Origin of the sequence: Pseudomonas sp. GZD-209, from assembly GCF_049310485.1 — a bacterium.
GTDB lineage: Bacteria > Pseudomonadota > Gammaproteobacteria > Pseudomonadales > Pseudomonadaceae > Aquipseudomonas > Aquipseudomonas sichuanensis.
The window spans coordinates 1-18,672 of record NZ_JBMOWQ010000259.1 but is presented as its reverse complement, the minus strand read 5'-3'; the positions used below and the strand labels follow the sequence as shown (position 1 = coordinate 18,672).

The following is an 18,672-nucleotide window of genomic DNA, read 5'->3' as shown; positions in this document are numbered from 1 at the left end:
GGGAGCGGGCTTGCCCCGCGATGGCGTCGTTGCAGACACCGCCATCGCGGGGCAAGCCCGCTCCCACGTCCAGCTCATCGCGTTGGCTGCGCTTTGCGTTATAATCCCGCCCTTTAGCCGCCATCCGCCCATCGGGCCGGTGGCGCACTTCTACCGATTTGAGAGGCTAACCCCTTGGCACTGACGATTCTTGGCCTGTCCGGCGCCCTTAGCCATGACCCTTCCGCGGCCCTGTACATCGACGGCAAGCTGATTGCCGCCGCCGAAGAAGAGCGCTTCGTGCGTGACAAGCATGCGAAGAACCGCATGCCCTACGAGTCGGCGAAGTTCTGCCTGGAACAGGCCGGCATCAAGCCGTCGGACGTTGACGTGGTGGCCATTCCCTTCGCCCCGATCAGCCTGTTCGGCAAGGCCCGCTGGCACTATGCCAAGCGCTACTGGTACGCCCCGGACCGCGCCCTCGACGCGCTGCTGATGGGCAACCGCCGCTACAAGCGCTACCGCAAGAAGATCGTCTGGTGCCTGGAGCAGCTGGGCTTCGACCCGAAGAAGATCAAGATCGAGCCGGTCGAGCACCACCTGGCCCACGCTTCCAGTGCCTACCACTGCTCGGGCTTCAAGGAGAAGACCGCGATCCTCGGGATCGACGGCAAGGGCGAGTACGCCACCACCTTCTTCGGTTATGGCGAGAACGGCAAGATCCACAAGATCAAAGAGTTCTTCGACCCGGATTCGCTGGGTGGCCTGTATGGCGCGATCACCGAGTTCCTCGGTTTCGAAATGCTCGATGGCGAGTTCAAGGTCATGGGCATGGCGCCCTACGGCGACGCCAGCAAATACGACTTCTCGCGCCTGGCCAGCTTTGAAAACGGCGAACTGGTGATCAACACCGAGTACGCCAACGTCATCGGCCTGCGCCGCTATAAAGAGAAGGGCAAGGGCTTCTACTTCTCGCCCAAGCTGATCGAGTGGCTGGGCCCGAAACGCGAAGGCGACATCGCCGACGAGCCGTACATTCACTACGCGGCGAGCATGCAGGCGCTGTTCGAGAAGCTGGCCCTGCAGATGATCGACCACTACCTGGGCGACACGCTGAAAGAAACCGGCAAGCTGGCCTTCGCCGGCGGCTGCGCGCTGAACGTCAAGCTGAACCAGAAGATCATCGCCCGCCCGGACGTCAAGGAGCTGTTCGTGCAGCCGGCCTCCGGCGACGCCGGTACCGCTGTCGGTGCGGCGGCCTATGTGTCCCACGCCCGTGGCGTGCCGGTCGAGAAGATGGAACACGTCTACCTCGGCCCTGCGTACTCCAACGAAGACGTGATCGCCGCCTGCGCCCGCCACCCGAGCAAGCCTGCCTGGCGCAAGCTCGAGAACATGCCCGAGCAGATCGCCAAGATCATGGTCGATGGCAACCCGGTGGCCTGGTTCCAGGGCCGCATGGAGTTCGGCCCGCGTGCGCTGGGTGGTCGTTCGATCATCGGTTGCCCGAGCGTGCCGGGCGTGGCCGACCGCATCAACCACCAGATCAAGTTCCGCGAGCGCTGGAGGCCTTTCTGCCCGTCGATGCTCGACACCGTCGCGCCGCAGATGATCAAGATCGACCACCCTGCGCCGTTCATGACCTTCACCTTCGAAGTGGCTGAAGAGTGGAAGACCCGCGTGCCGGAAGTGGTCCACGAGGATGGTACCTCCCGTGCCCAGGTGCTCAAGCGCGAGTACAACCCGCGCTACTACGACATGATGAAGGCGCTGGAAAACCTCACCGGCAACGGCGTGTCGCTGAACACCTCGCTCAACCGCCGTGGCGAACCGATGATCTGCTCGCCGACCGATGCCCTGAACATGTTCTTCGGTTCGGACCTGCAGTACCTGATCATGGAAGACATCCTGGTGGTCAAGGACGGCGCAGCGCCTTATGACCAGCCGCTCTGAACCGCGGATCCTGCAGTTCTGCCATGGCTATGACGGGCCGTTCCTCGATTGCGCCCGTCAATACGCCAGCCTGTTCCAGGGCAGCGGCTACAAGGTCACCACCGTGTTCCTCACCGGGGCAGCCAACGCGCAGGTCGCGGCGGGCTGCGCCTCGGACGAGGTGCTGTTCCTGGAGTTCAGCTCCAAGGCCGTGCGCGGCCTGAAGCTGGGCGCCATCGCTGCGCTGCGCAAGATCGCCGCGCAGCGCAACTTCAGTTTCTGCATCGCCCACCGCTTCAAGCCGATCTACGTGGCGCTGCTGGGCACCGGTTTGCCGGTGATCGGTGTGCACCATGCCTTTGGCGACTACCAGCGCAAGGGCCGGCGGCTGTTTGCCAACCTGTTCCGCCGGCGCCTGAGCCTGCTCGGAGTATCGGACGCCGTGCGCGACGATATGCGCCGCTGCCTGGCGCAGTGGCCCGCCGAGCGTATCCAGACCCTCTACAACCGCATCGATGTCGAGGCGCTGCAGGCCAGCCTGGTGCCGCGCACCGAGGCGCGCCGGGCCCTGGGCCTCGACGAGCAGGCCTGGGTGGTCGGCAATGTCGGCCGCCTGCACCCGGACAAGGACCAGGCCACCTTGCTGCGCGGCTTTGCCCAAGCACTGCCGGGGCTGCCGGCCGGTGCGCGCCTGGCGATCCTGGGCAAGGGCCGCCTGGAGTCCGACCTCAAGGCGCTGGCCGCCGAGCTGGGGATTGCCGCGCAGGTCGACTTCCTCGGCCAGGTACCGGATGCCCGTCGTTATTTCAAGGCGTTCGATGTCTTCGCGTTGAGTTCCGACCATGAGCCGTTCGGCATGGTCCTGCTCGAAGCCATGGTCGCCGGCGTACCGCTGCTGGCCACGGCCTGCGGCGGTGCGCGCGAAGTGGTCGAAGGTGTTGGCGTGTTGTTCCCGCTGGGTGATGCTGCGCAGCTGGCCCAGGGCCTGAAGCACCTGGCCGGGCTGGACCCGCAGCAGCAGGCGGCCTGTGCGCAGCACATGCTGCAGCGCCTGGGTGAGCGGTTCAGTGATCAGGCGGTACGCGAAACCTTCTGGCAACTGCCGCAAGTCCGTGCACTGGTTGCGGAGGCCTGATGCTCAACTTTATCCAGGGCTGGCGCGAGCGCGGCTGGCAGGTCATCGATGCGGCTGCTTACAACGAGGCCTGGCAGCGTTTTGGCGGCAGTGTCGCCACCCATCCGCGGGTGATCGAGCAGCTGGCCGATTTGGCGCAGATCCCGGTGCGTTACCTCGGTTATCCACAGGGTGGTGAAATCAAGGCTGCCTTGCCGGTGTGGGGGCGCCACCTGGCGCTGTCCAAGGACGTGCTCAAGCGCCATGGCAAGAAGGGCCTGTTCGACCTGGGCAATGCCGAGATCATCCTGCCGGCCGCCGCCGATGCGGCCGCGCCGCTGCGCCATGCCGGGCGCTACCTGTCGGAGCTCAACCAGGGCCGCTTCAGCGGCCTGAAGGCACAGCCCGAGCAGTTGGCCATGGCCCGCGCGCATGAGGACCTGTCGAAGAAGTTCCGCTACAACCAGCGCCGCGAGCTGCGTCTGCTGGAAGAGGCGGGCGGGCAAGTGCGGCCGATCGCTGATTTCACCTCGGCGCAGATCGCCGCCATGTACTGCGACCTGTTCCAGCGCCGCTGGGGCTTCCCGGCCACCGGTGCGGCGCACATGGCCGAGGTGGTCGAGCGCCTGCGCGAGCTGCTGGTCGGTTCGGTGCTGTTCCTCAACGACGCCCCCATCGCCATCCAGCTGGTGTACCGCGTCGAGGCGCCGCAGTGGATCAGCGTAGAGTACGTCAATGGTGGCGTCGACCCTGAGACCAAGGCGTTCAGCCCCGGCAGCGTGCTGAGCTTCCTCAACACCCAGGCCGCCTGGGAGGATGCCAACAGCCGTGGCAAGGCGCTGCGGTTCTCCTTTGGCCGTGCCGACCGTGAATACAAGGACCGTTGGTGCAACCCTGTGCCGGTGTTCCAGTCGTGAGCCGCAAGCAGCAACTGCTCAAGCGCCATCGGCGCAACAAGCGCCTGGGGCTGCTGGCCGGGCTGGTGCTGCTGGTCGCGCTGGGCCTGTTCAGTTGGTGGTGGCTGCCGCTGTTGCTGCTGCCGCTGCTGTGGGCCGCGCATGAAGCGTGGTTCGCCGACCACCTGTTCTATGCCCCCGGTGAAGATTACGCCTACCGTTTCGGCGAGCAGACCCGCGAAGCCGGCGCGACGCTGCAAGGTGATCTGCTGCGCACCGATGCTGCCTTGCAGGGCGATGAGACGCTGATCCTTGAGGTTGGCATCAAGAGCGGCTGGCTGGGGCGCTTCCTCGATCCGCGCGTCGAGCTGCTGGGCGGCACCACGCGTGATGTGCAGACCTTCGAACGCGGCGCCAACGGCGTGCGTTACCTCAACCTCACCGGCCTGGCCGAGCCCCTGGCGGCGGGCACATTGCGTCTGCGCGGGCGTCATTGCCGGCTGCAGGGAGCGCCGCGCCTGTGGATAACCCCGGCCATCGAGTTGCGAAAGCGTCGGGTGATGGTGATCGCGCCCCACGCCGACGACGCAGAGCTGGCTGCCTATGGCTTGTACAGCCAGGCCGAGGAAACCTGGGTGGTCACCCTGACCGCTGGCGAGATCGAAGCCGAGCATTACCAGCAGATGGGTATGCAAAAGGCCGAGGCGGCGCGGCTCAAGGGCCGGCTGCGGGCCTGGGACAGTATCGCCGTGCCTCGTTGGGCAGGTGTGCCGGAAGCGCGTTGCGTGCAGCTGGGCTATTTCTGCCTGCAATTGCCCGCCATGCAGGCGTCGCCGGACCAGCCACAGGGTTCGCGTGAAGCGGACATGGCCGATACCCGCCCGTTCCGCTGCTTCAACCCGTTCCCGCTGCCCGCCGATGCCGACGGTGCGCCTACCTGGCACAACCTGCTGGCCGACCTGCGCGCGCTGCTGGAGCTGGCCAGGCCGCAAGTGCTGGTGATGCCGCACCCGACCCTCGACCCGCACCCCGACCACATCTGCGCCCAGGCCGCCGTGCACGAAGCGCTGCAAGGCCTGGCCTGGCAGCCGGAAACCTTGCTGTGCTACGCCAACCACCTGCACGACAACGACCGCTGGCCGATGGGCGACAGCGGTGATGGCGTGGCCTTGCCGCCGCAGCTGGAAAGCAGTGAAGCCTGGGCGCCCTGCAGCCTGGTGCTGGACGCCGCGACCCAGCGTGACAAAGCCATGGCCCTGGGCATGATGCACGACCTGCAGCCCCCGGCCGCTTTCAAGCGCCGCCTGCGCCGCCTGCTGCAACGCTGGCTGGCAGGTCGCCAGGCATCGCCCTATGGCGAGAACGAATTCTTCCGCAAGGCCGTTCGCCGGCACGAGCTGTTCTGGCGCCGCGACCTGTGAGCCTGACCCATGATGACCGCGATAGCGCCGAGCGCCCAAGGAACGCAATGAAAGTCCTATTTCTGGTGCAGAAGGAACAACGGGCGATTCTCGACCGCCTGTATGACGGCGTCGCGGCCCACTGCGACTGCGACCTGCGTTGGCTGAGCGACGATGACCAGCGCAACCTGCGCCGCTACTTCAAGCGTGAAGTCGACGTCACACGCTATGACCGCATCGTGTTCTTCCTGCGCTTCAAGCAGGAGATCCGCCAGGTCGCGTTCATTCGCAGCATCCCCAACCTGGTGATCCTCGAGCACGACGCCTACCAGAACTACATCCCCTGCAAGTACACCGGCAAGTTCAGTGCGCATTACCGGCAGCTGCCGTGGGCGCGGGTGATCAGCTCCGGCTACATGGTCAGTGAGCGCTTGCGCCAGGAAGGCTTCGACGCCGTGTTCGTGCCCAAGGGCTACGACGAGCAGCTGTTGACCGACCAAGGGCGTGAGCGCGACATCGAACTGGCTTTCGTCGGCAGCACCAACAGCGTTGCCTACAGCGGCCGCAAGGCGCTGCTGGATGAGCTGGGGCAGGTGGAAAACCTGGTGGTGACCCGCACCAAGTCCGGTGAGGACTACTGCAACACCCTCAATCGCATCCGCTTTTTCGTCAGTGCCGACGTCGGCATGGGCGAATACATGATCAAGAACTTCGAGGCCATGGCCTGCGGGTGCGTGCTACTGGCGTACGACCAGGGCGAGGAGGAGAATCGTGCTCTGGGCCTGGTCGATATGCACAGCGTGGTGCTGTACGACAGCATTCCGGTGCTGCAGGCCAAGTTGCGGCAACTGCGCGACGACCCGGCGTTGGCGGCGCGCATTGCCGACAACGGGCGCGAACTGGCAACGTCGCGCTTCAGCTTTGCCCAGGTCGGCCGAAGTATTGTCGAACACATGGAGCCCCCTCTGCGGCCGCATCCGCCGCTGACCTTCTGGCAGCGAGTGCTGACGCGCATCGGCTGATCGAAGAGCTGGCTGGCCCATCCGTATGACCGTAGGGGCGCGATACCGTTGAATATCGTCAATGTGATGTGGTCGGGTGGCTCACCGTTCATGTCCGTACACACTGTCCACCGCCAGGTGCTGGCGCATGCCCGGGCGGGAGGGCAGGTCTGCAACTGGCTGTTGCTTGGCGATGGCTTGAGCAGTGGTATCGGCAAAACCCGCAGCTGGCATTTGCCGTCGCGGGTACTCAAGGGGCGCATGCCCCACCGCCTGGCATTGTCCTGGGTGCGCTGGCGCATGCTGCGCGCACTGCGTGAGGCGGCCGCCGATGTGCTGCTGCTGGATGGCGTCGGCGTCGCCCGCCTGTTGCTGCCGCTGCTGCATCGCCTGCCCGGCGTGCAGGTGGCGGTGCTGTTCCATGGTACGACCCGCTTGAATGCCGAGGATGTGCGCCTGTTCCGCCAGTTCCCGGCCGAGCGTCTGCGGGTCGCGGCAGTGTCGGCCACACTGGCGCGTACGCTTGAGCAGGATCTTGGGCGGCCGGTGCGAACGGTGCGGATCGCCCTTGACCCTGATGCGTTCTGCCAGCAGTTGCTGGGGCGTGAACAAGCCCGCCAGGCGCTCGGGCTGGCGCAAGGCGGGCCGGTGCTGGGCGCGGTGGGGCGGCTGGTGGAGAGCAAAGGCTTTGCGATGCTGATAGAAGCCTTCGCCGAGGCGCGCGCACGGATGCCGGGCGCGCAGCTGGTAATCCTGGGTGATGGCGAGTTGCGCACGCACTTGCAGGCCCGCGCGCAGGCGTTGGGGGTGGCCGACAGCGTGCGCTTGTGTGGTCATCGTGATGATCTGGCGCGGCTGTATCCGGCGTTCGACTGGTTGCTGGTGCCTTCGCGCTCGGAAGGCCTCGGGCTGGTGCTGCAGGAAGCGGTACTGTCCGCAGTGCCGGTGATCTGCAGCGACCTGCCGGTGTTCCGTGAGCAGCTGGGGGAAGCGGGTTGTTATCTGCCGGTTGGCAACCAACCCTGCTGGGCCGAGGCCATCGCCAGCTGTGCCGCGCGCGATGGCGCGGCAGTGGCGCGGGAGCAATGGCAGGCGCTGGCGCCCGAGCAGGGTTGGGAGGCGTTCAGGGCGGGCTCGGCGAGCCTGCTGGAGGGCTGAGGTTCACTGGCCGATCAGGGCCGCCTGGAACTGTGCCAGGGGGAACTGGTTGTCCAGTTGCTCGCGCTCGATATAGCGCGCCATGTGTTGCACGTTGCGTCGCACCATTCGTGATGACAGGGGCGCGCGCATGAAGCGCATGTCGGCCACGTCGATCAGCCCCAGCAGCCCTTCGGGCGTCTGTACCACGTTGCCCAGGTGCAGCGAGCGGAAGTAGATACCCGAGCGATGCAGGCGCCGGACCAGCTCGATCAGCCGTGGTAGCTGGTTGTCCCAGCTGAAGCCGGGTTGGCGGGACAGGCCCAGCAGGGTCTCACCTGGCAGCGGGCGGTACAGGACGGCCGTACGGCCAGGCAGTGGCAGCTTGTGATGGCTGATCACTTCCAGGGTTGGCAGGCCCAGTTGCGCCAGGCGCAGGGCGTTGTCGATGAAGCGCTGCGAGTACGGGCGCAGCAGCGCAGATGAAATCAAACGCTTGCGGCGAAAAACCTTGAGGATATTGCCATCCCCAAGCAGGTAGACTTTGGCACCGTGGCTATCTGCCTCCAGCACCTTGGCGCCGAGTGTCAGCCGATCGAAGTCGGTCTGGGAGAGCCGGGAGCATTGCATGAGTTCTGGCCTTGTCTTCATGGGCAGGCAAAATGACCGGCAATAATGCCGAAAATTATCTGTTAGCACCATGCTGGTGTATTCGGGTTTCAACGAGGGATAGGGATGTTGTACGAAAAGCGCTGGGCCAAGGCCTGGCTGGGGCTGGGTTTTGTCTGGTTCCTGGCGGCGATCGCACTGGCGCCGAGCAACAAACTGTATCAACAGGGCCTGGTCCTGTTTCTGTGGTTGCCTACCCTGGCGCTGGCTTGGCCGGCCCGCCAAGTGTTCATCCAGGCCTGGCGCCGCCAGCCGGGGTTGTGGCTTGCGTTGCTGGGCTTGCTGGCCTGGAGTGCCGTGAGCCTGGCATGGTCCACCGCCGAGGATGGCGCGCGTGAAGGCAAGCGGCTGGTGTACATCCTGGTCTTCCTGCTGGCCTTCCCCCTGCTGGCGCAGGTGGGGACCGCGCGTGCCTGGCGCCTGCTGCAGCTGGGCGGGGGCCTGCTGGCGGTGGCGGCGCTGATTTCGATTGTGCGGTTCTATGGCGTGCAGGGCGAACCCCTGGTGGCGCGCATCGAGGGCATCGGCGAGATTTCCCACCCGATCCTGGGCGCCTATGTGATCGCGGCGGCGGCCCTTTGGTTGTTGTACAGCAATCCGCGTCAGCGCGGCCTGCAACTGACCTGGGCGCTGGCGATGGCGTGCCTCGGCGCATTCGTGGTGCTGAGCCAGAGCCGTGGCGCGGCACTGGCGTTGGTCGCGACGATTGCCTTGGCCCCCTTGTGGCACCGCACTCGCAACAGCTGCCTGTTCGCAGTGCTGGCGGTTCTGGCGAGCGGTGTTGCCTTCTACCTGATGGCCGGGCTGATCATGCAGCGCGGCTCTTCGTACCGCCCCGAGATCTTCCAGGCGGCCATTCACCTGATCGGCGAACACCCGCTGACCGGCCTTGGCCTGGGTGCGTTCTACCGGGTACAGGCGGCGGGCCTGGAGTTCGACCACACCCACAACATGTTCACCCACATCGCCGTCGAGCTGGGCCTGCCCGGCCTGTTGCTCTGGACGGCGGTCTGGCTGTTCGCCCTGGGCGAGATCGTGCGGGCCCGCGCCACGCTGTTCGGCAAGGTCCTGTTCGGCTTCTGGGTGTTCTCTACTCTGGCCATGCAGTTCGACGCCGCCAGCTTGACCGGCACCCCTCGCGCCGAATGGTTCATCAGCTGGCTGCCGGTGGCGCTGGTGATGTTGTTGCCCTGGGCACATGAACGGCAACAACCCTGTGGTAAAATCGCCGGTTCAACCTGAACAGCGAGCTCGATGATGGCCGAAACACCGCTCCCGGCGGAGAACTCCTCCAGCCTGAAGATCTACTTCAGGCTGCTGGGCTACGTGAAACCCTACGTCGGCATTTTCCTGCTGAGCATCGTCGGGTTCGTGATCTTCGCCTCTACCCAGCCGATGCTGGCCGGCATTCTCAAGTACTTCGTCGACGGCCTGAGCAACCCAGAGGCCGTACTGTTCCCCAGCGTGCCCTACCTGCGCGACCTGCAACTGCTGCAGGCGGTGCCGCTGCTGATCATCCTGATCGCGGCCTGGCAGGGCCTGGGTTCGTTCCTGGGCAACTACTTCCTGGCCAAGGTCTCGCTGTGCCTGGTGCACGACCTGCGGGTCGAGTTGTTCAACAAGTTGCTGGTACTGCCCAACCGCTATTTCGACAACCACAACTCCGGGCACCTGATCTCGCGCATCACCTTCAACGTGACCATGGTCACCGGTGCTGCCACCGATGCGATCAAGGTGGTGATCCGCGAAGGCCTGACCGTGGTCTTCCTGTTCATCTACCTGTTGTGGATGAACTGGCAGCTGACCCTGGTCATGCTCGCCATCCTGCCGGTGATCGCGGTGATGGTGAGTACCGCCAGCAAGAAATTCCGCAAGCAGAGCAAGAAGATCCAGGTGGCCATGGGCGACGTGACCCACGTCGCCTCCGAGACCATCCAGGGCTACCGCGTGGTGCGCAGCTTCGGCGGCGAGGCCTACGAGCAGCAGCGTTTCGACAACGCCAGCCAGAGCAACACCGACAAGCAACTGCGCATGACCAAGACCGGCGCGCTGTACACGCCGATGCTGCAGCTGGTGATCTACACCGCCATGGCCGCGCTGATGTTCCTGGTGCTGTTCCTGCGTGGCGACGCGTCGGCCGGTGACATGGTCGCCTACATTACCGCCGCGGGCCTGTTGCCCAAGCCGATCCGCCAGCTTTCCGAGGTCAGCTCGACCATCCAGAAAGGCCTCGCGGGCGCCGAGAGCATCTTCGAACAGCTCGACGAAGCGCCTGAGATCGATAACGGCAGCGTAGAGAAGGAGCGGGTCGAAGGTCGCCTGGAAGTGCGCAACCTCAGCTTCACCTACCCCGGCACCCAGCGCCAGGTGCTCAGCGATATCAGCTTTACCGCCGAGCCTGGGCAGATGATTGCCCTGGTCGGCCGCTCCGGCAGCGGCAAGTCCACGCTGGCGGCGCTGATCCCGCGCTTCTATCACCACAGCGAAGGGCAGATCCTGCTCGATGGCGTGGAGATCGAGGAGTACCGCTTGCGCAACCTGCGCCGGCATGTGTCGCAGGTGACCCAGCACGTCACCCTGTTCAACGACACCGTGGCCAACAACATCGCCTACGGCGACCTGGCCGGCGCGCCGCGCGCAGACATCGAAGCCGCGGCTGCCGATGCCTATGCCAAGGAGTTCGTCGACCAGTTGCCCAAGGGTTTCGACACCGAAGTCGGCGAGAACGGCGTGCTGCTCTCCGGCGGCCAGCGCCAGCGCCTGGCGATTGCCCGGGCGCTGCTGAAAAACGCTCCGCTGTTGATCCTCGACGAGGCCACCTCGGCCCTGGACACCGAGTCCGAGCGGCATATCCAGGCAGCCCTGGACCATGTGATGAAAGGCCGTACCACCCTGGTGATCGCCCACCGCCTGTCGACCATCGAGAAGGCCGACATGATCCTGGTGATGGACCAGGGGCGCCTGGTGGAGCGGGGTACCCACACCGAGCTGTTGGCGGCCAATGGCTATTATGCCCGCCTGCACGCCATGGGCCTGGATGCGCCGGAAAACGCCGATATCACCTGAAACCTCAAACATCGGGGCCTGCATGGCCCCGATTGTCACTGCAGTTGTCCACAGTGAAGGTGGCCGTAAAGCCATCCTCGACCCTGTGCTAATATCCTGCCCCTGTTCACTTTTTCATATGGGTTGCCCATGAAGTTGTCCATGCCGCGTTTCGATCAAGCCCCGGTACTGGTGGTCGGCGATGTCATGCTCGACCGCTACTGGCATGGCGGTACTTCACGTATTTCGCCTGAAGCGCCGGTGCCGGTGGTCAAGGTCGATCAGATCGAAGATCGCCCCGGCGGTGCGGCCAACGTCGCCTTGAACATTGCCGCCTTGGGCGCGCCAGCCGCGCTGGTCGGCGTCACCGGCCAGGACGAGGCTGCCGACAGCCTCGCCAACAGCCTGCAGGCCGCCGGTGTGCGCTCGATCTTCCAGCGCATCGCGCACCAGCCGACCATCGTCAAGCTGCGGGTCATGAGCCGTCACCAGCAACTGCTGCGCATCGATTTCGAAGAGCCCTTCGCCACCGACGCGCTGTCGCTGGGCGCCGAGGTCGACGGCCTGCTCGAAGGCATCAAGGTGCTGGTGCTCTCCGATTACGGCAAGGGCGCGCTGAAGAACCACCAGGCGCTGATCCAGGCCGCCCGGGCCAAAGGCATTCCGGTGCTGGCCGACCCCAAGGGCAAGGATTTCTCCGTCTACCGTGGCGCCAGCCTGATCACGCCCAACCTGAGCGAGTTCGAGGCGATCGTCGGCCGTTGTGCCGACGAAGCCGAACTGGTCGCCAAGGGCCTCACCCTGCTCGACGAGCTCGACCTGGGTGCGCTGTTGGTGACCCGCGGCGAGCACGGTATGACCCTGCTGCGCACCGGCCACCCGGCCTTGCACCTGCCGGCCCGGGCTCGTGAAGTGTTCGATGTCACCGGTGCCGGCGATACCGTGATCTCCACCCTGGCCGCCGCCATCGCCGCCGGTGAAGAGCTGCCCCACGCCGTCGCCCTGGCCAACCTGGCCGCCGGCATCGTGGTGGGCAAGCTCGGTACGGCGGCCATCAGTGCCCCGGAACTGCGCCGGGCCATCCAGCGCGAAGAAGGTTCCGAGCGCGGTGTGCTGGGCCTGGAGCAGTTGCTCTTGGCAATCGACGATGCGCGTGCGCACAACGAGAAGATCGTCTTCACCAATGGCTGCTTCGACATCCTCCATGCCGGCCACGTGACCTACCTGGAGCAAGCGCGTGCCCAAGGCGACCGGCTGATCGTCGCGATCAACGACGATGCCTCGGTCAGCCGTTTGAAAGGCCCGGGCCGGCCGATCAACAGCGTCGACCGGCGCATGGCCGTGCTGGCTGGGCTGGGTGCGGTGGACTGGGTGATCAGCTTCCCTGAAGGCACCCCAGAGAACCTGCTGCGCCAGGTGAAGCCGGATGTGCTGGTCAAAGGCGGCGACTATGGCATCGACCAGGTGGTCGGCGCCGATATCGTCAAGGCCTACGGCGGTACGGTGAAGGTGCTGGGGCTGGTCGAGAACAGCTCGACCACCGCCATCGTCGAGAAGATCCGCAAGCACTGATGCTGTAGCAATCGCGGGGCAAGCCCGCTCCCACGAACTGGACTGCCCCAAGGGTTGGATTGGTGTCCCACTTTATGGGTGCAGCCCACACCGCTAATGCGGCGTGGGAGCGGGCTTGCCCCGCGATCATTTGTGCAGCGTGCCCCGCGCGCGCTCAAGCAACGCGCGGGCCTTGTCACTGAAGCGCTGTAGGTGTGTTTCCGGCTTGCGCATCTGCGCCAGCCCCTGTTGCTTCAGCCAATCCCGCCAGCGCACCCGCTCATCGCGCACCACCCAACCCTCCTGGCGCGCAAAGCTTTCTGCCAGCCACACCCCGCGTGTACTCGCCGGCAGCAGCTGGTCCTTCTTCAGGGTGTAGAGCTCAGGCAGCGGCTGGCCATCCTTCAAGGGCATCAGATACAGGTCCGGGCGCTTGCGGTTCAGCCGCGCCACCAGTTGATCACCTTCCAGCCGTTCATCGACGTGGAACAGGCTCAGCGGCTTGGCGTCCCTGGGCACCTGCAGGCGCAGGTCATAGATCAACTGCAGCGAGGCCGTCGGCAGGTGCACATAGGCCCGTGGCCGTTCGAGCAGCATCAGGTTGGCGCAGTGCACCGGGCGGGCGGCGCCGGATTCTGGCGAGAGCACGAAGGGCGGTGCTTCGCGGTAGTGCAGGGCGGCGGCATAGGGGGCCGGCAGCCAGGTATCGTTGAAGCGCCCGCCCAGCCAGCCCTCGGGGGTTTCCAGCAGGCATTCCTCGGCCACTTCCTGAATGGCGGTGAGTAGCGGCAGGTTCAACTCGTGGGCGGGCACATAGCCAGAAATCAGCTTGAGCACCACATCGCCACGGTCCTGGCGGCGCTGGCGCACCAGCACCCAGTAGTCGCGGCCTTGCCAGTTCAGCGTGAGGCGCACCGAGACGCCCAGGTTGGCCAGCTCGACCACGAAGTGTTCGGGGTTGCCCAGCTGGATCGCCTTGCGCCGCTGCAGGGTCTGGGCGAAGTTCAGCGGCATGCCGATGCTCTGGTACGTCAGGCCATCGGGGGTAGCCTCGACGTGCAGCGGCAGGGTCTTGAAGTTGCTCGGGTTCTTGCGGATCAGCGTACGCGGCACGAGGCTCCTCCTTGCGTTGGGCCCCCGCCCGGGTGGCTCAGGGCCGGCCCAGGATGCGGGCGACGGTGGCCACGTTGTGGGCCAGGTGCAGCGGGTTGATGGTGCCGACGATGGCACTGTTCACACCCGGGTGGGCAAACAGCAGCTCGAAGCTGGCCTGCACCGGGTCGACCCCGGGGGCCAGGCAGACATGCCCGCTGGCCAGGGCTTTCTTCACCAGGATGGCCTTGCCGTGCTCGGCAGCGTAGTCCAGCACCGGGCGCTCCGCCTGCTCGTTGAGGTTGTAGGTGACCATGGCGCAATCACCCTGTTCCAGGGCTTTCAGGCCACCGGCAACGGTTTTGCCAGAGAAACCATAGCCGAGAATCTTGCCCTCCTGCTTGAGTGCGGCAAGGGTTTCATAAACCGCTTCGTGCTCGAGGATCGCCAGGTCGTTGCCGTCGGAGTGCACCAGCACCAGTTCGATGCGGTCGGTTTCCAGGCGCTTGAGGCTGCGCTCCACCGAGCGGCGGGTGTGCGCGGCGCTGAAGTCGAAGCGCGATTGGCCGTCGTCGAATTCTTCACCGACCTTGCTGACGATCACCCAGTCGTCGCGCTGGCCACGCAGCAGGGGGCCCAGGCGCTCTTCGCTGCGGCCATAGGCGGGCGCGGTATCGAGCAGGTTGATGCCCAGCTCGCGGGCTTGCGCGAGCAGCAGGGCAGCGGCTTCGTCATCGGGGATGGTGAAACCGCTGGGGTATTTCACGCCCTGATCGCGGCCGAGCTTGACCGTGCCCAGGCCCAGTGGCGAAACACGCAGGCCGGTGCTGCCCAGTGCGCGGTGATGATCGTGCAGGGTCGGCAGGCTCATGGCAGCAGTTGCTCCCAGGCCGGCACGCCCAGTGGCGGGCGCGGCAGGTCGGTGAGGTCGGGGCAGGCGGCCGGGCGGATGCCGTCGCGCTCGAGGCTGGCCAGCACGCGGTCGGTCAGGTCTGGCGCCAGGGCCAGCTTGGTCGGCCAGCCCACCAGCAGGCGCTGCTGCTCGGCGAGGAAGGCGTTGTCCGGGCGCACCAGGCCTGATTGCCCAGGTTCGGCACGGTCGATGCGCAGCGTGGCCCAGCGGATCAGGCTCTGATCGACCCAGGGCAACAGGCCGGCGACTTCTTTTTGCGCGGCGGCAATCTGCGCGGCCGGTTCGCGGGCGACGCCGTCGGCTTCGGCGAGGTCGCCACCGAGGTACCACACCCACTGGCCGTCGGCCGCCGGGTGGGTGGTGACGGTGATGCGCGGCTTGGGCCCGCCGCCCAGGCAGTGGGCATACAGCGGCTTGAGGTTCGGGCCTTTGGCCAGAACCATGTGCAGGGGGCGGCGCTGCATGGTCGGCTGGTTCAGGCCGAGGGCGTGCAGCAGGTCCTCGGTGCCGCCACCGGCACTGAGGACGATGCGCTGGGCGCGGATCTCGCGGCCATCGACGTTCAGCCCGACCAGTTCGTCGCCCTCGCGCAGCGGTTCGATGCGCTCGCCGGCCAGCAGGCTGTCACCGGCCAGCTGCGCCAGGTTGGCCAGCAGGCTGGGGACGTCGATGACCAGTTCGGCCAGGCGGTACACCTTGCCCTTGAAGGCGCGGTCCTGCAGGGCCGGCGGCAGTTGCTCGCCCTTGACCTGGTCGACCCGGCCACGCACGGCCTTGCTGGCGAAGAAGCTGGTGAGGTTGCCGGCCAGGGTGCCGGGGGACCAGAGGTAGTGGGCATCGGACAGCAGGCGGGTGCCGGTCAGGTCCAGCTCGCCGGTGCCGGCGAGGGCTTCGCGCCAGCGCCGCGGCATGTCGGCGATGGCCTCGGAGGCGCCGGTCAGGGCGCCGTGCAGGGCGTACTTGGTGCCACCGTGGATGATGCCTTGCGACTTGATGGTCTGCTCGCCGCCCAGGCTGGCGCGCTCCACCAGCACGGTCGAATAACCCTGCTTGCGCAGGCGGGCATTGAGCCAGAGGCCGGCGACCCCGGCACCGACGATCAGCACGTCGGTGGAAATGGCGGATGGCATGCGAGCACCTCTAAAGCTGGGACAGGTGCGCAGTATACAGGCTGTGCGACGGTGCTGGTCGTGGGAGCGGGCTCGCCCCGCGATCAGGTAGGCACCCCACTATCGTCATCGCGGGGCAAGCCCGCTCCCACGCAAATAATGCGGCGGGTCTCAGTGCCCGGCGGTGTTGGAAAACACCTGGATCACCACCACCCCGCCGACGATCATGGCCATGCCCAGCATTGCCGGCACATCCAGCTTCTGCCCATAGATCACCAGCGCGGCGACGCTGATCAGCACGATGCCCAGCCCCGACCAGATGGCGTAGGCGATGCCCACCGGGATGCTGCGCACCACCAGGGTGAGCATCCAGAACGCCACGCCATAGCCACAGATCATCAGCAGCAGCGGCAGCGGCGTGCTCAAGCCCTTGACCGCTTTCATGGAAGCAGTGGCGATGACTTCGGCGCAGATGGCGATGGCGAGATAGGTATAGGCGTTCATGGTTGGTTTCCTCCGTTGCTGGTTGGGCATTCTAGGGGATGCTGGGATGGGGTAAAGTCATTACCTATCTGCATTGGAGATAGGTTGGCCATGACCGAACACTGGAACCTGGAGCAACTGCGCCTGTTCGTGCGCACCGCTGAACTGCGCTCGTTCTCCGCCGTGGCGCGCGAGCAACGCAAGGCGCAGTCGGCGGTGAGCACCGCCATCGCCCTGCTTGAGACGGACCTGGGCGTGACCCTGTTCGAGCGCAGCAGTGGCCGCCAGCCGCGCCTGACCGAAAGCGGCGCGGCCTTGCTGGAAGATGCCCGTGAACTGCTGCGCCAGTGCGAACGCCTGGATGGCCGGGCGCTGGCCCTGATGCGCGGCCAGGAAGCCTTGCTGCGGGTGGCCCAGGATGAGGCCATGCCCTATCAACCGGTGATCGACAGCCTCGACGAACTGGCCGCCCACTACCCCTTTCTGGAAGTGCAGTTGGCCAGCGGCGCCCAGGGTGATGTGGCGCGCAAGCTGGTGGAGCGACGTGCCGACCTGGGCCTGTTCTTCCACCACGAAAGCATCCCCTCCTCGCTGGAGCGACGCGCCCTGGGCAGTGTCGAGATGGTCACCGTGTGCGCCATCGGCCACCCATTGGCAGGGCAGGGCAAGGTCAGCCGTCAGCAACTGGCGCGTCATCGCCAGTTGCTGATCACCCCACAGCAGAGCGGTTATCCGGGCGGCGAGGCGATCAGCCCGCAGGTCTGGCGTGCCGACAGCTTCTACGCCATGGCCGAGCTGCTGATGCGCGGCCTGGGCTGGGCCTGGTTGCCGCGCCACGTGGTGCAGTACCCCACCTACCAGGCGCAGATGGTCGAGCTGGACAGCGAGTGGCGCCCGCCAGCGCTGGTGGCCGAGCTGGCCTGGCGCCGTGACGAGCCGCTGGGGCCGGCGGCGCAATGGCTGGCCGAGCGTTTTGCCGTGCACCTGCGTGCGATCGGGTAAACTCCGCCGCCATGAACAGAACCCTCTACTCCCTGCTGTTTCACCTGGGCCTGCCGCTGGTCGCGCTGCGCCTGTTCCTGCGTGGGCGCAAGGCGCCGGCGTACCGTGCGCGCATCAATGAGCGCTTCGCCTGCAAGCTACCGCCGCTGAAGCAGGGCGGGATCTGGGTGCATGCGGTGTCGGTGGGCGAGAGCATTGCCGCCGCGCCCTTGGTCCGCGCGCTGCTCAAGCAGTACCCGGACCTGCCGATCACCCTGACCTGCATGACCCCGACCGGGTCGGAGCGCATCCGCGCGATGTTCGCGGGCGAGCCGCGGGTGCAGCACTGCTACCTGCCCTATGACCTGCCATGGGCGGCCGGGCGCTTCCTCGACCATGTGCGCCCAAAGCTGGGCATCATCATGGAAACCGAGCTGTGGCCGAACCATATCCACCAGTGTGCCAAGCGCGGCATCCCGGTGGCGTTGGCCAATGCGCGGTTGTCTGCGCGCTCGGCCCGGGGCTACGGCCGATTCGCTGGGCTGACCCGGCCGATGCTGGAAGAAATGAGCCTGATCGCCGTGCAGACCGAGACCGAGGCCGAGCGCTTTCGCAGCCTTGGCGCGCGCAGCGAATGCGTGCAGGTGACGGGGTCGATCAAGTTCGACTTGAAGATCGATGAGCAACTGCCGCCCCGCGCCCAGGCGTTGCGCGAGCAATGGGGGGCGGCGCAGCGCCCGGTGTGGATCGCCGCCAGCACCCATGACGGCGAGGATGCGCTGATCCTCGAGGCGCATCGGCAACTGCTCCAGGTGCACGGCGATGCGCTGCTGATCCTGGTGCCGCGCCACCCCGAGCGGTTCAATGCGGTACATGCCCTGTGCAGCGCCGGGTTCGCCACGGTGCGCCGTTCCACCGGGGAGGCGGTTCAGGCCCAGACCCAGGTGCTGCTGGGCGACACCATGGGCGAGTTGCTGTTCCTCTATGCCCTGGCCGACATCGCCTTTGTCGGTGGCAGCCTGGTGGCCACCGGCGGGCACAACCCGCTGGAGCCCGCAGCGCTGGCGTTGCCGGTGCTGATGGGGCCGCATGTGTTCAACTTCCTTGAGATCAGCGCGATGCTGCGTGAGGCGGGGGCGTTGCAGCAGGTGGACGATGCCGAGGGGCTGGCCGGCGCGGTGCGCCGCTTGGTCGAACTGCCGCAGGATGCCCGACGCATGGGCGAGGCGGGCAGGGCGGTGATGCAGGCCAATCAGGGCGCGTTGCAGCGGTTGCTGGATGGTTTGGCGCGACTTCTGAATTTGTAGGTACTCGTGGGAGCGGGCTTGCCCCGCGATAGGGCCCGACCAGGCAGTGATGTTGCCTGGTCG

16 protein-coding genes are annotated in these 18,672 nt (G+C 66.1%); 11 read left to right on the top strand and 5 right to left on the bottom strand.

Translation table 11 applies throughout. The features are described 5' to 3' along the window. The first annotated feature begins 174 nt into the window (after nucleotides 1-174). Genes ACO6VM_RS25395 through ACO6VM_RS25370 form a run of 6 tightly spaced genes read left to right on the top strand, consistent with a single transcriptional unit; the run spans nucleotide 175 to nucleotide 7,480 of the window. On the top strand, nucleotides 175-1,932 hold the full coding sequence (locus tag ACO6VM_RS25395; protein ID WP_401055477.1) for a carbamoyltransferase: 1,758 nt from the start codon (nucleotides 175-177) through the stop codon (nucleotides 1,930-1,932). Continuing rightward, a complete protein-coding gene (locus ACO6VM_RS25390; protein ID WP_422403989.1) occupies nucleotides 1,916-3,046 on the top strand; it encodes a glycosyltransferase in 1,131 nt (376 codons plus the stop codon). Before ACO6VM_RS25395 ends, ACO6VM_RS25390 begins: the two co-directional genes overlap by 17 nt. Beyond that, nucleotides 3,046-3,942: an antimicrobial resistance protein Mig-14 gene (locus tag ACO6VM_RS25385; RefSeq protein WP_125860704.1), complete on the top strand. Its 897-nt coding sequence runs from the start codon at nucleotides 3,046-3,048 to the stop codon at nucleotides 3,940-3,942. Before ACO6VM_RS25390 ends, ACO6VM_RS25385 begins: the two co-directional genes overlap by 1 nt. Beyond that, a complete protein-coding gene (locus ACO6VM_RS25380; protein ID WP_422403988.1) occupies nucleotides 3,939-5,342 on the top strand; it encodes a PIG-L deacetylase family protein in 1,404 nt (467 codons plus the stop codon). The genes ACO6VM_RS25385 and ACO6VM_RS25380 overlap by 4 nt, the downstream gene beginning before the upstream one ends. A gap of 47 nt (nucleotides 5,343-5,389) precedes the next feature. After that, a complete protein-coding gene (locus ACO6VM_RS25375) occupies nucleotides 5,390-6,343 on the top strand; it encodes a glycosyltransferase family protein (RefSeq protein ID WP_401055472.1) in 954 nt (317 codons plus the stop codon). A 48-nt stretch (nucleotides 6,344-6,391) separates the two neighbouring features. After that, nucleotides 6,392-7,480, top strand: coding sequence for a glycosyltransferase (locus ACO6VM_RS25370; RefSeq protein ID WP_422403987.1), 1,089 nt, complete (start codon nucleotides 6,392-6,394; stop codon nucleotides 7,478-7,480). Nucleotides 7,481-7,483: 3 nt separating this feature from the next. Here the strand turns inward: ACO6VM_RS25370 and ACO6VM_RS25365 are convergent, their stop codons facing one another. Next, on the bottom strand, nucleotides 7,484-8,089 hold the full coding sequence (locus ACO6VM_RS25365) for a toluene tolerance protein (protein WP_347150648.1): 606 nt from the start codon (nucleotides 8,087-8,089) through the stop codon (nucleotides 7,484-7,486). Between the two features lie 105 nt (nucleotides 8,090-8,194). On the opposite strand from ACO6VM_RS25365, the gene ACO6VM_RS25360 reads away from it, so the two are divergent. The 3 genes from ACO6VM_RS25360 (at nucleotide 8,195) to hldE (ending at nucleotide 12,745) form a co-directional block, all read left to right on the top strand. After that, nucleotides 8,195-9,370 (top strand): O-antigen ligase family protein, encoded by a 1,176-nt coding sequence (locus ACO6VM_RS25360; protein WP_422403986.1) that lies wholly within the window; start codon nucleotides 8,195-8,197, stop codon nucleotides 9,368-9,370. A 15-nt stretch (nucleotides 9,371-9,385) separates the two neighbouring features. Then, nucleotides 9,386-11,194 carry a lipid A export permease/ATP-binding protein MsbA gene (gene msbA / locus ACO6VM_RS25355; RefSeq protein WP_422403985.1) on the top strand — a complete coding sequence of 603 codons (1,809 nt, stop codon included), beginning with the start codon at nucleotides 9,386-9,388 and terminating at the stop codon, nucleotides 11,192-11,194. 129 nt (nucleotides 11,195-11,323) lie between these two features. Next, on the top strand, nucleotides 11,324-12,745 hold the full coding sequence (hldE, locus tag ACO6VM_RS25350) for a bifunctional D-glycero-beta-D-manno-heptose-7-phosphate kinase/D-glycero-beta-D-manno-heptose 1-phosphate adenylyltransferase HldE (RefSeq protein WP_401055464.1): 1,422 nt from the start codon (nucleotides 11,324-11,326) through the stop codon (nucleotides 12,743-12,745). Nucleotides 12,746-12,871: 126 nt separating this feature from the next. Here hldE and ACO6VM_RS25345 read toward each other — a convergent pair whose 3' ends face one another. From ACO6VM_RS25345 to ACO6VM_RS25330, 4 genes are all read right to left on the bottom strand, one after another. Beyond that, complete coding sequence (locus ACO6VM_RS25345; protein WP_422403984.1) at nucleotides 12,872-13,837, bottom strand: metal ABC transporter ATPase; 966 nt, start codon at nucleotides 13,835-13,837, stop codon at nucleotides 12,872-12,874. A gap of 37 nt (nucleotides 13,838-13,874) precedes the next feature. Continuing rightward, the gene (locus ACO6VM_RS25340; RefSeq protein WP_401055461.1) at nucleotides 13,875-14,687 is read right to left on the bottom strand and encodes an aldo/keto reductase; all 813 of its coding nucleotides are present in this window, start codon (nucleotides 14,685-14,687) and stop codon (nucleotides 13,875-13,877) included. Beyond that, entirely contained in the window at nucleotides 14,684-15,859 is a 1,176-nt protein-coding gene (locus ACO6VM_RS25335; protein WP_422403983.1) for an NAD(P)/FAD-dependent oxidoreductase, read from the bottom strand. Before ACO6VM_RS25335 ends, ACO6VM_RS25340 begins: the two co-directional genes overlap by 4 nt. A 150-nt stretch (nucleotides 15,860-16,009) precedes the next feature. Further along, the gene (locus tag ACO6VM_RS25330; protein ID WP_011535981.1) at nucleotides 16,010-16,342 is read right to left on the bottom strand and encodes a DMT family transporter; all 333 of its coding nucleotides are present in this window, start codon (nucleotides 16,340-16,342) and stop codon (nucleotides 16,010-16,012) included. Nucleotides 16,343-16,432: 90 nt separating this feature from the next. On the opposite strand from ACO6VM_RS25330, the gene ACO6VM_RS25325 reads away from it, so the two are divergent. Both ACO6VM_RS25325 and waaA read left to right on the top strand, forming a co-directional pair. Further along, the gene (locus tag ACO6VM_RS25325) at nucleotides 16,433-17,323 is read left to right on the top strand and encodes a LysR family transcriptional regulator (protein ID WP_125860690.1); all 891 of its coding nucleotides are present in this window, start codon (nucleotides 16,433-16,435) and stop codon (nucleotides 17,321-17,323) included. Nucleotides 17,324-17,334: 11 nt separating this feature from the next. Then, entirely contained in the window at nucleotides 17,335-18,609 is a 1,275-nt protein-coding gene (waaA, locus tag ACO6VM_RS25320; RefSeq protein WP_401055456.1) for a lipid IV(A) 3-deoxy-D-manno-octulosonic acid transferase, read from the top strand. Nucleotides 18,610-18,672: the final 63 nt, after the last annotated feature.

Bases quoted from the DNA above. Each gene is read 5' to 3' on its own strand.
- ACO6VM_RS25365 (WP_347150648.1), bottom strand. From the start codon at position 8,089: ATGCAATGCTCCCGGCTCTCCCAGACCGACTTCGATCGGCTGACACTC.
- msbA (WP_422403985.1), top strand. From the start codon at position 9,386: ATGGCCGAAACACCGCTCCCGGCGGAGAACTCCTCCAGCCTGAAGATC.
- hldE (WP_401055464.1), top strand. From the start codon at position 11,324: ATGAAGTTGTCCATGCCGCGTTTCGATCAAGCCCCGGTACTGGTGGTC.
- ACO6VM_RS25360 (WP_422403986.1), top strand. From the start codon at position 8,195: ATGTTGTACGAAAAGCGCTGGGCCAAGGCCTGGCTGGGGCTGGGTTTT.
- ACO6VM_RS25340 (WP_401055461.1), bottom strand. From the start codon at position 14,687: ATGAGCCTGCCGACCCTGCACGATCATCACCGCGCACTGGGCAGCACC.
- ACO6VM_RS25330 (WP_011535981.1), bottom strand. From the start codon at position 16,342: ATGAACGCCTATACCTATCTCGCCATCGCCATCTGCGCCGAAGTCATC.
- ACO6VM_RS25325 (WP_125860690.1), top strand. From the start codon at position 16,433: ATGACCGAACACTGGAACCTGGAGCAACTGCGCCTGTTCGTGCGCACC.
- ACO6VM_RS25375 (WP_401055472.1), top strand. From the start codon at position 5,390: ATGAAAGTCCTATTTCTGGTGCAGAAGGAACAACGGGCGATTCTCGAC.
- ACO6VM_RS25390 (WP_422403989.1), top strand. From the start codon at position 1,916: ATGACCAGCCGCTCTGAACCGCGGATCCTGCAGTTCTGCCATGGCTAT.
- ACO6VM_RS25385 (WP_125860704.1), top strand. From the start codon at position 3,046: ATGCTCAACTTTATCCAGGGCTGGCGCGAGCGCGGCTGGCAGGTCATC.
- waaA (WP_401055456.1), top strand. From the start codon at position 17,335: ATGAACAGAACCCTCTACTCCCTGCTGTTTCACCTGGGCCTGCCGCTG.
- ACO6VM_RS25335 (WP_422403983.1), bottom strand. From the start codon at position 15,859: ATGCCATCCGCCATTTCCACCGACGTGCTGATCGTCGGTGCCGGGGTC.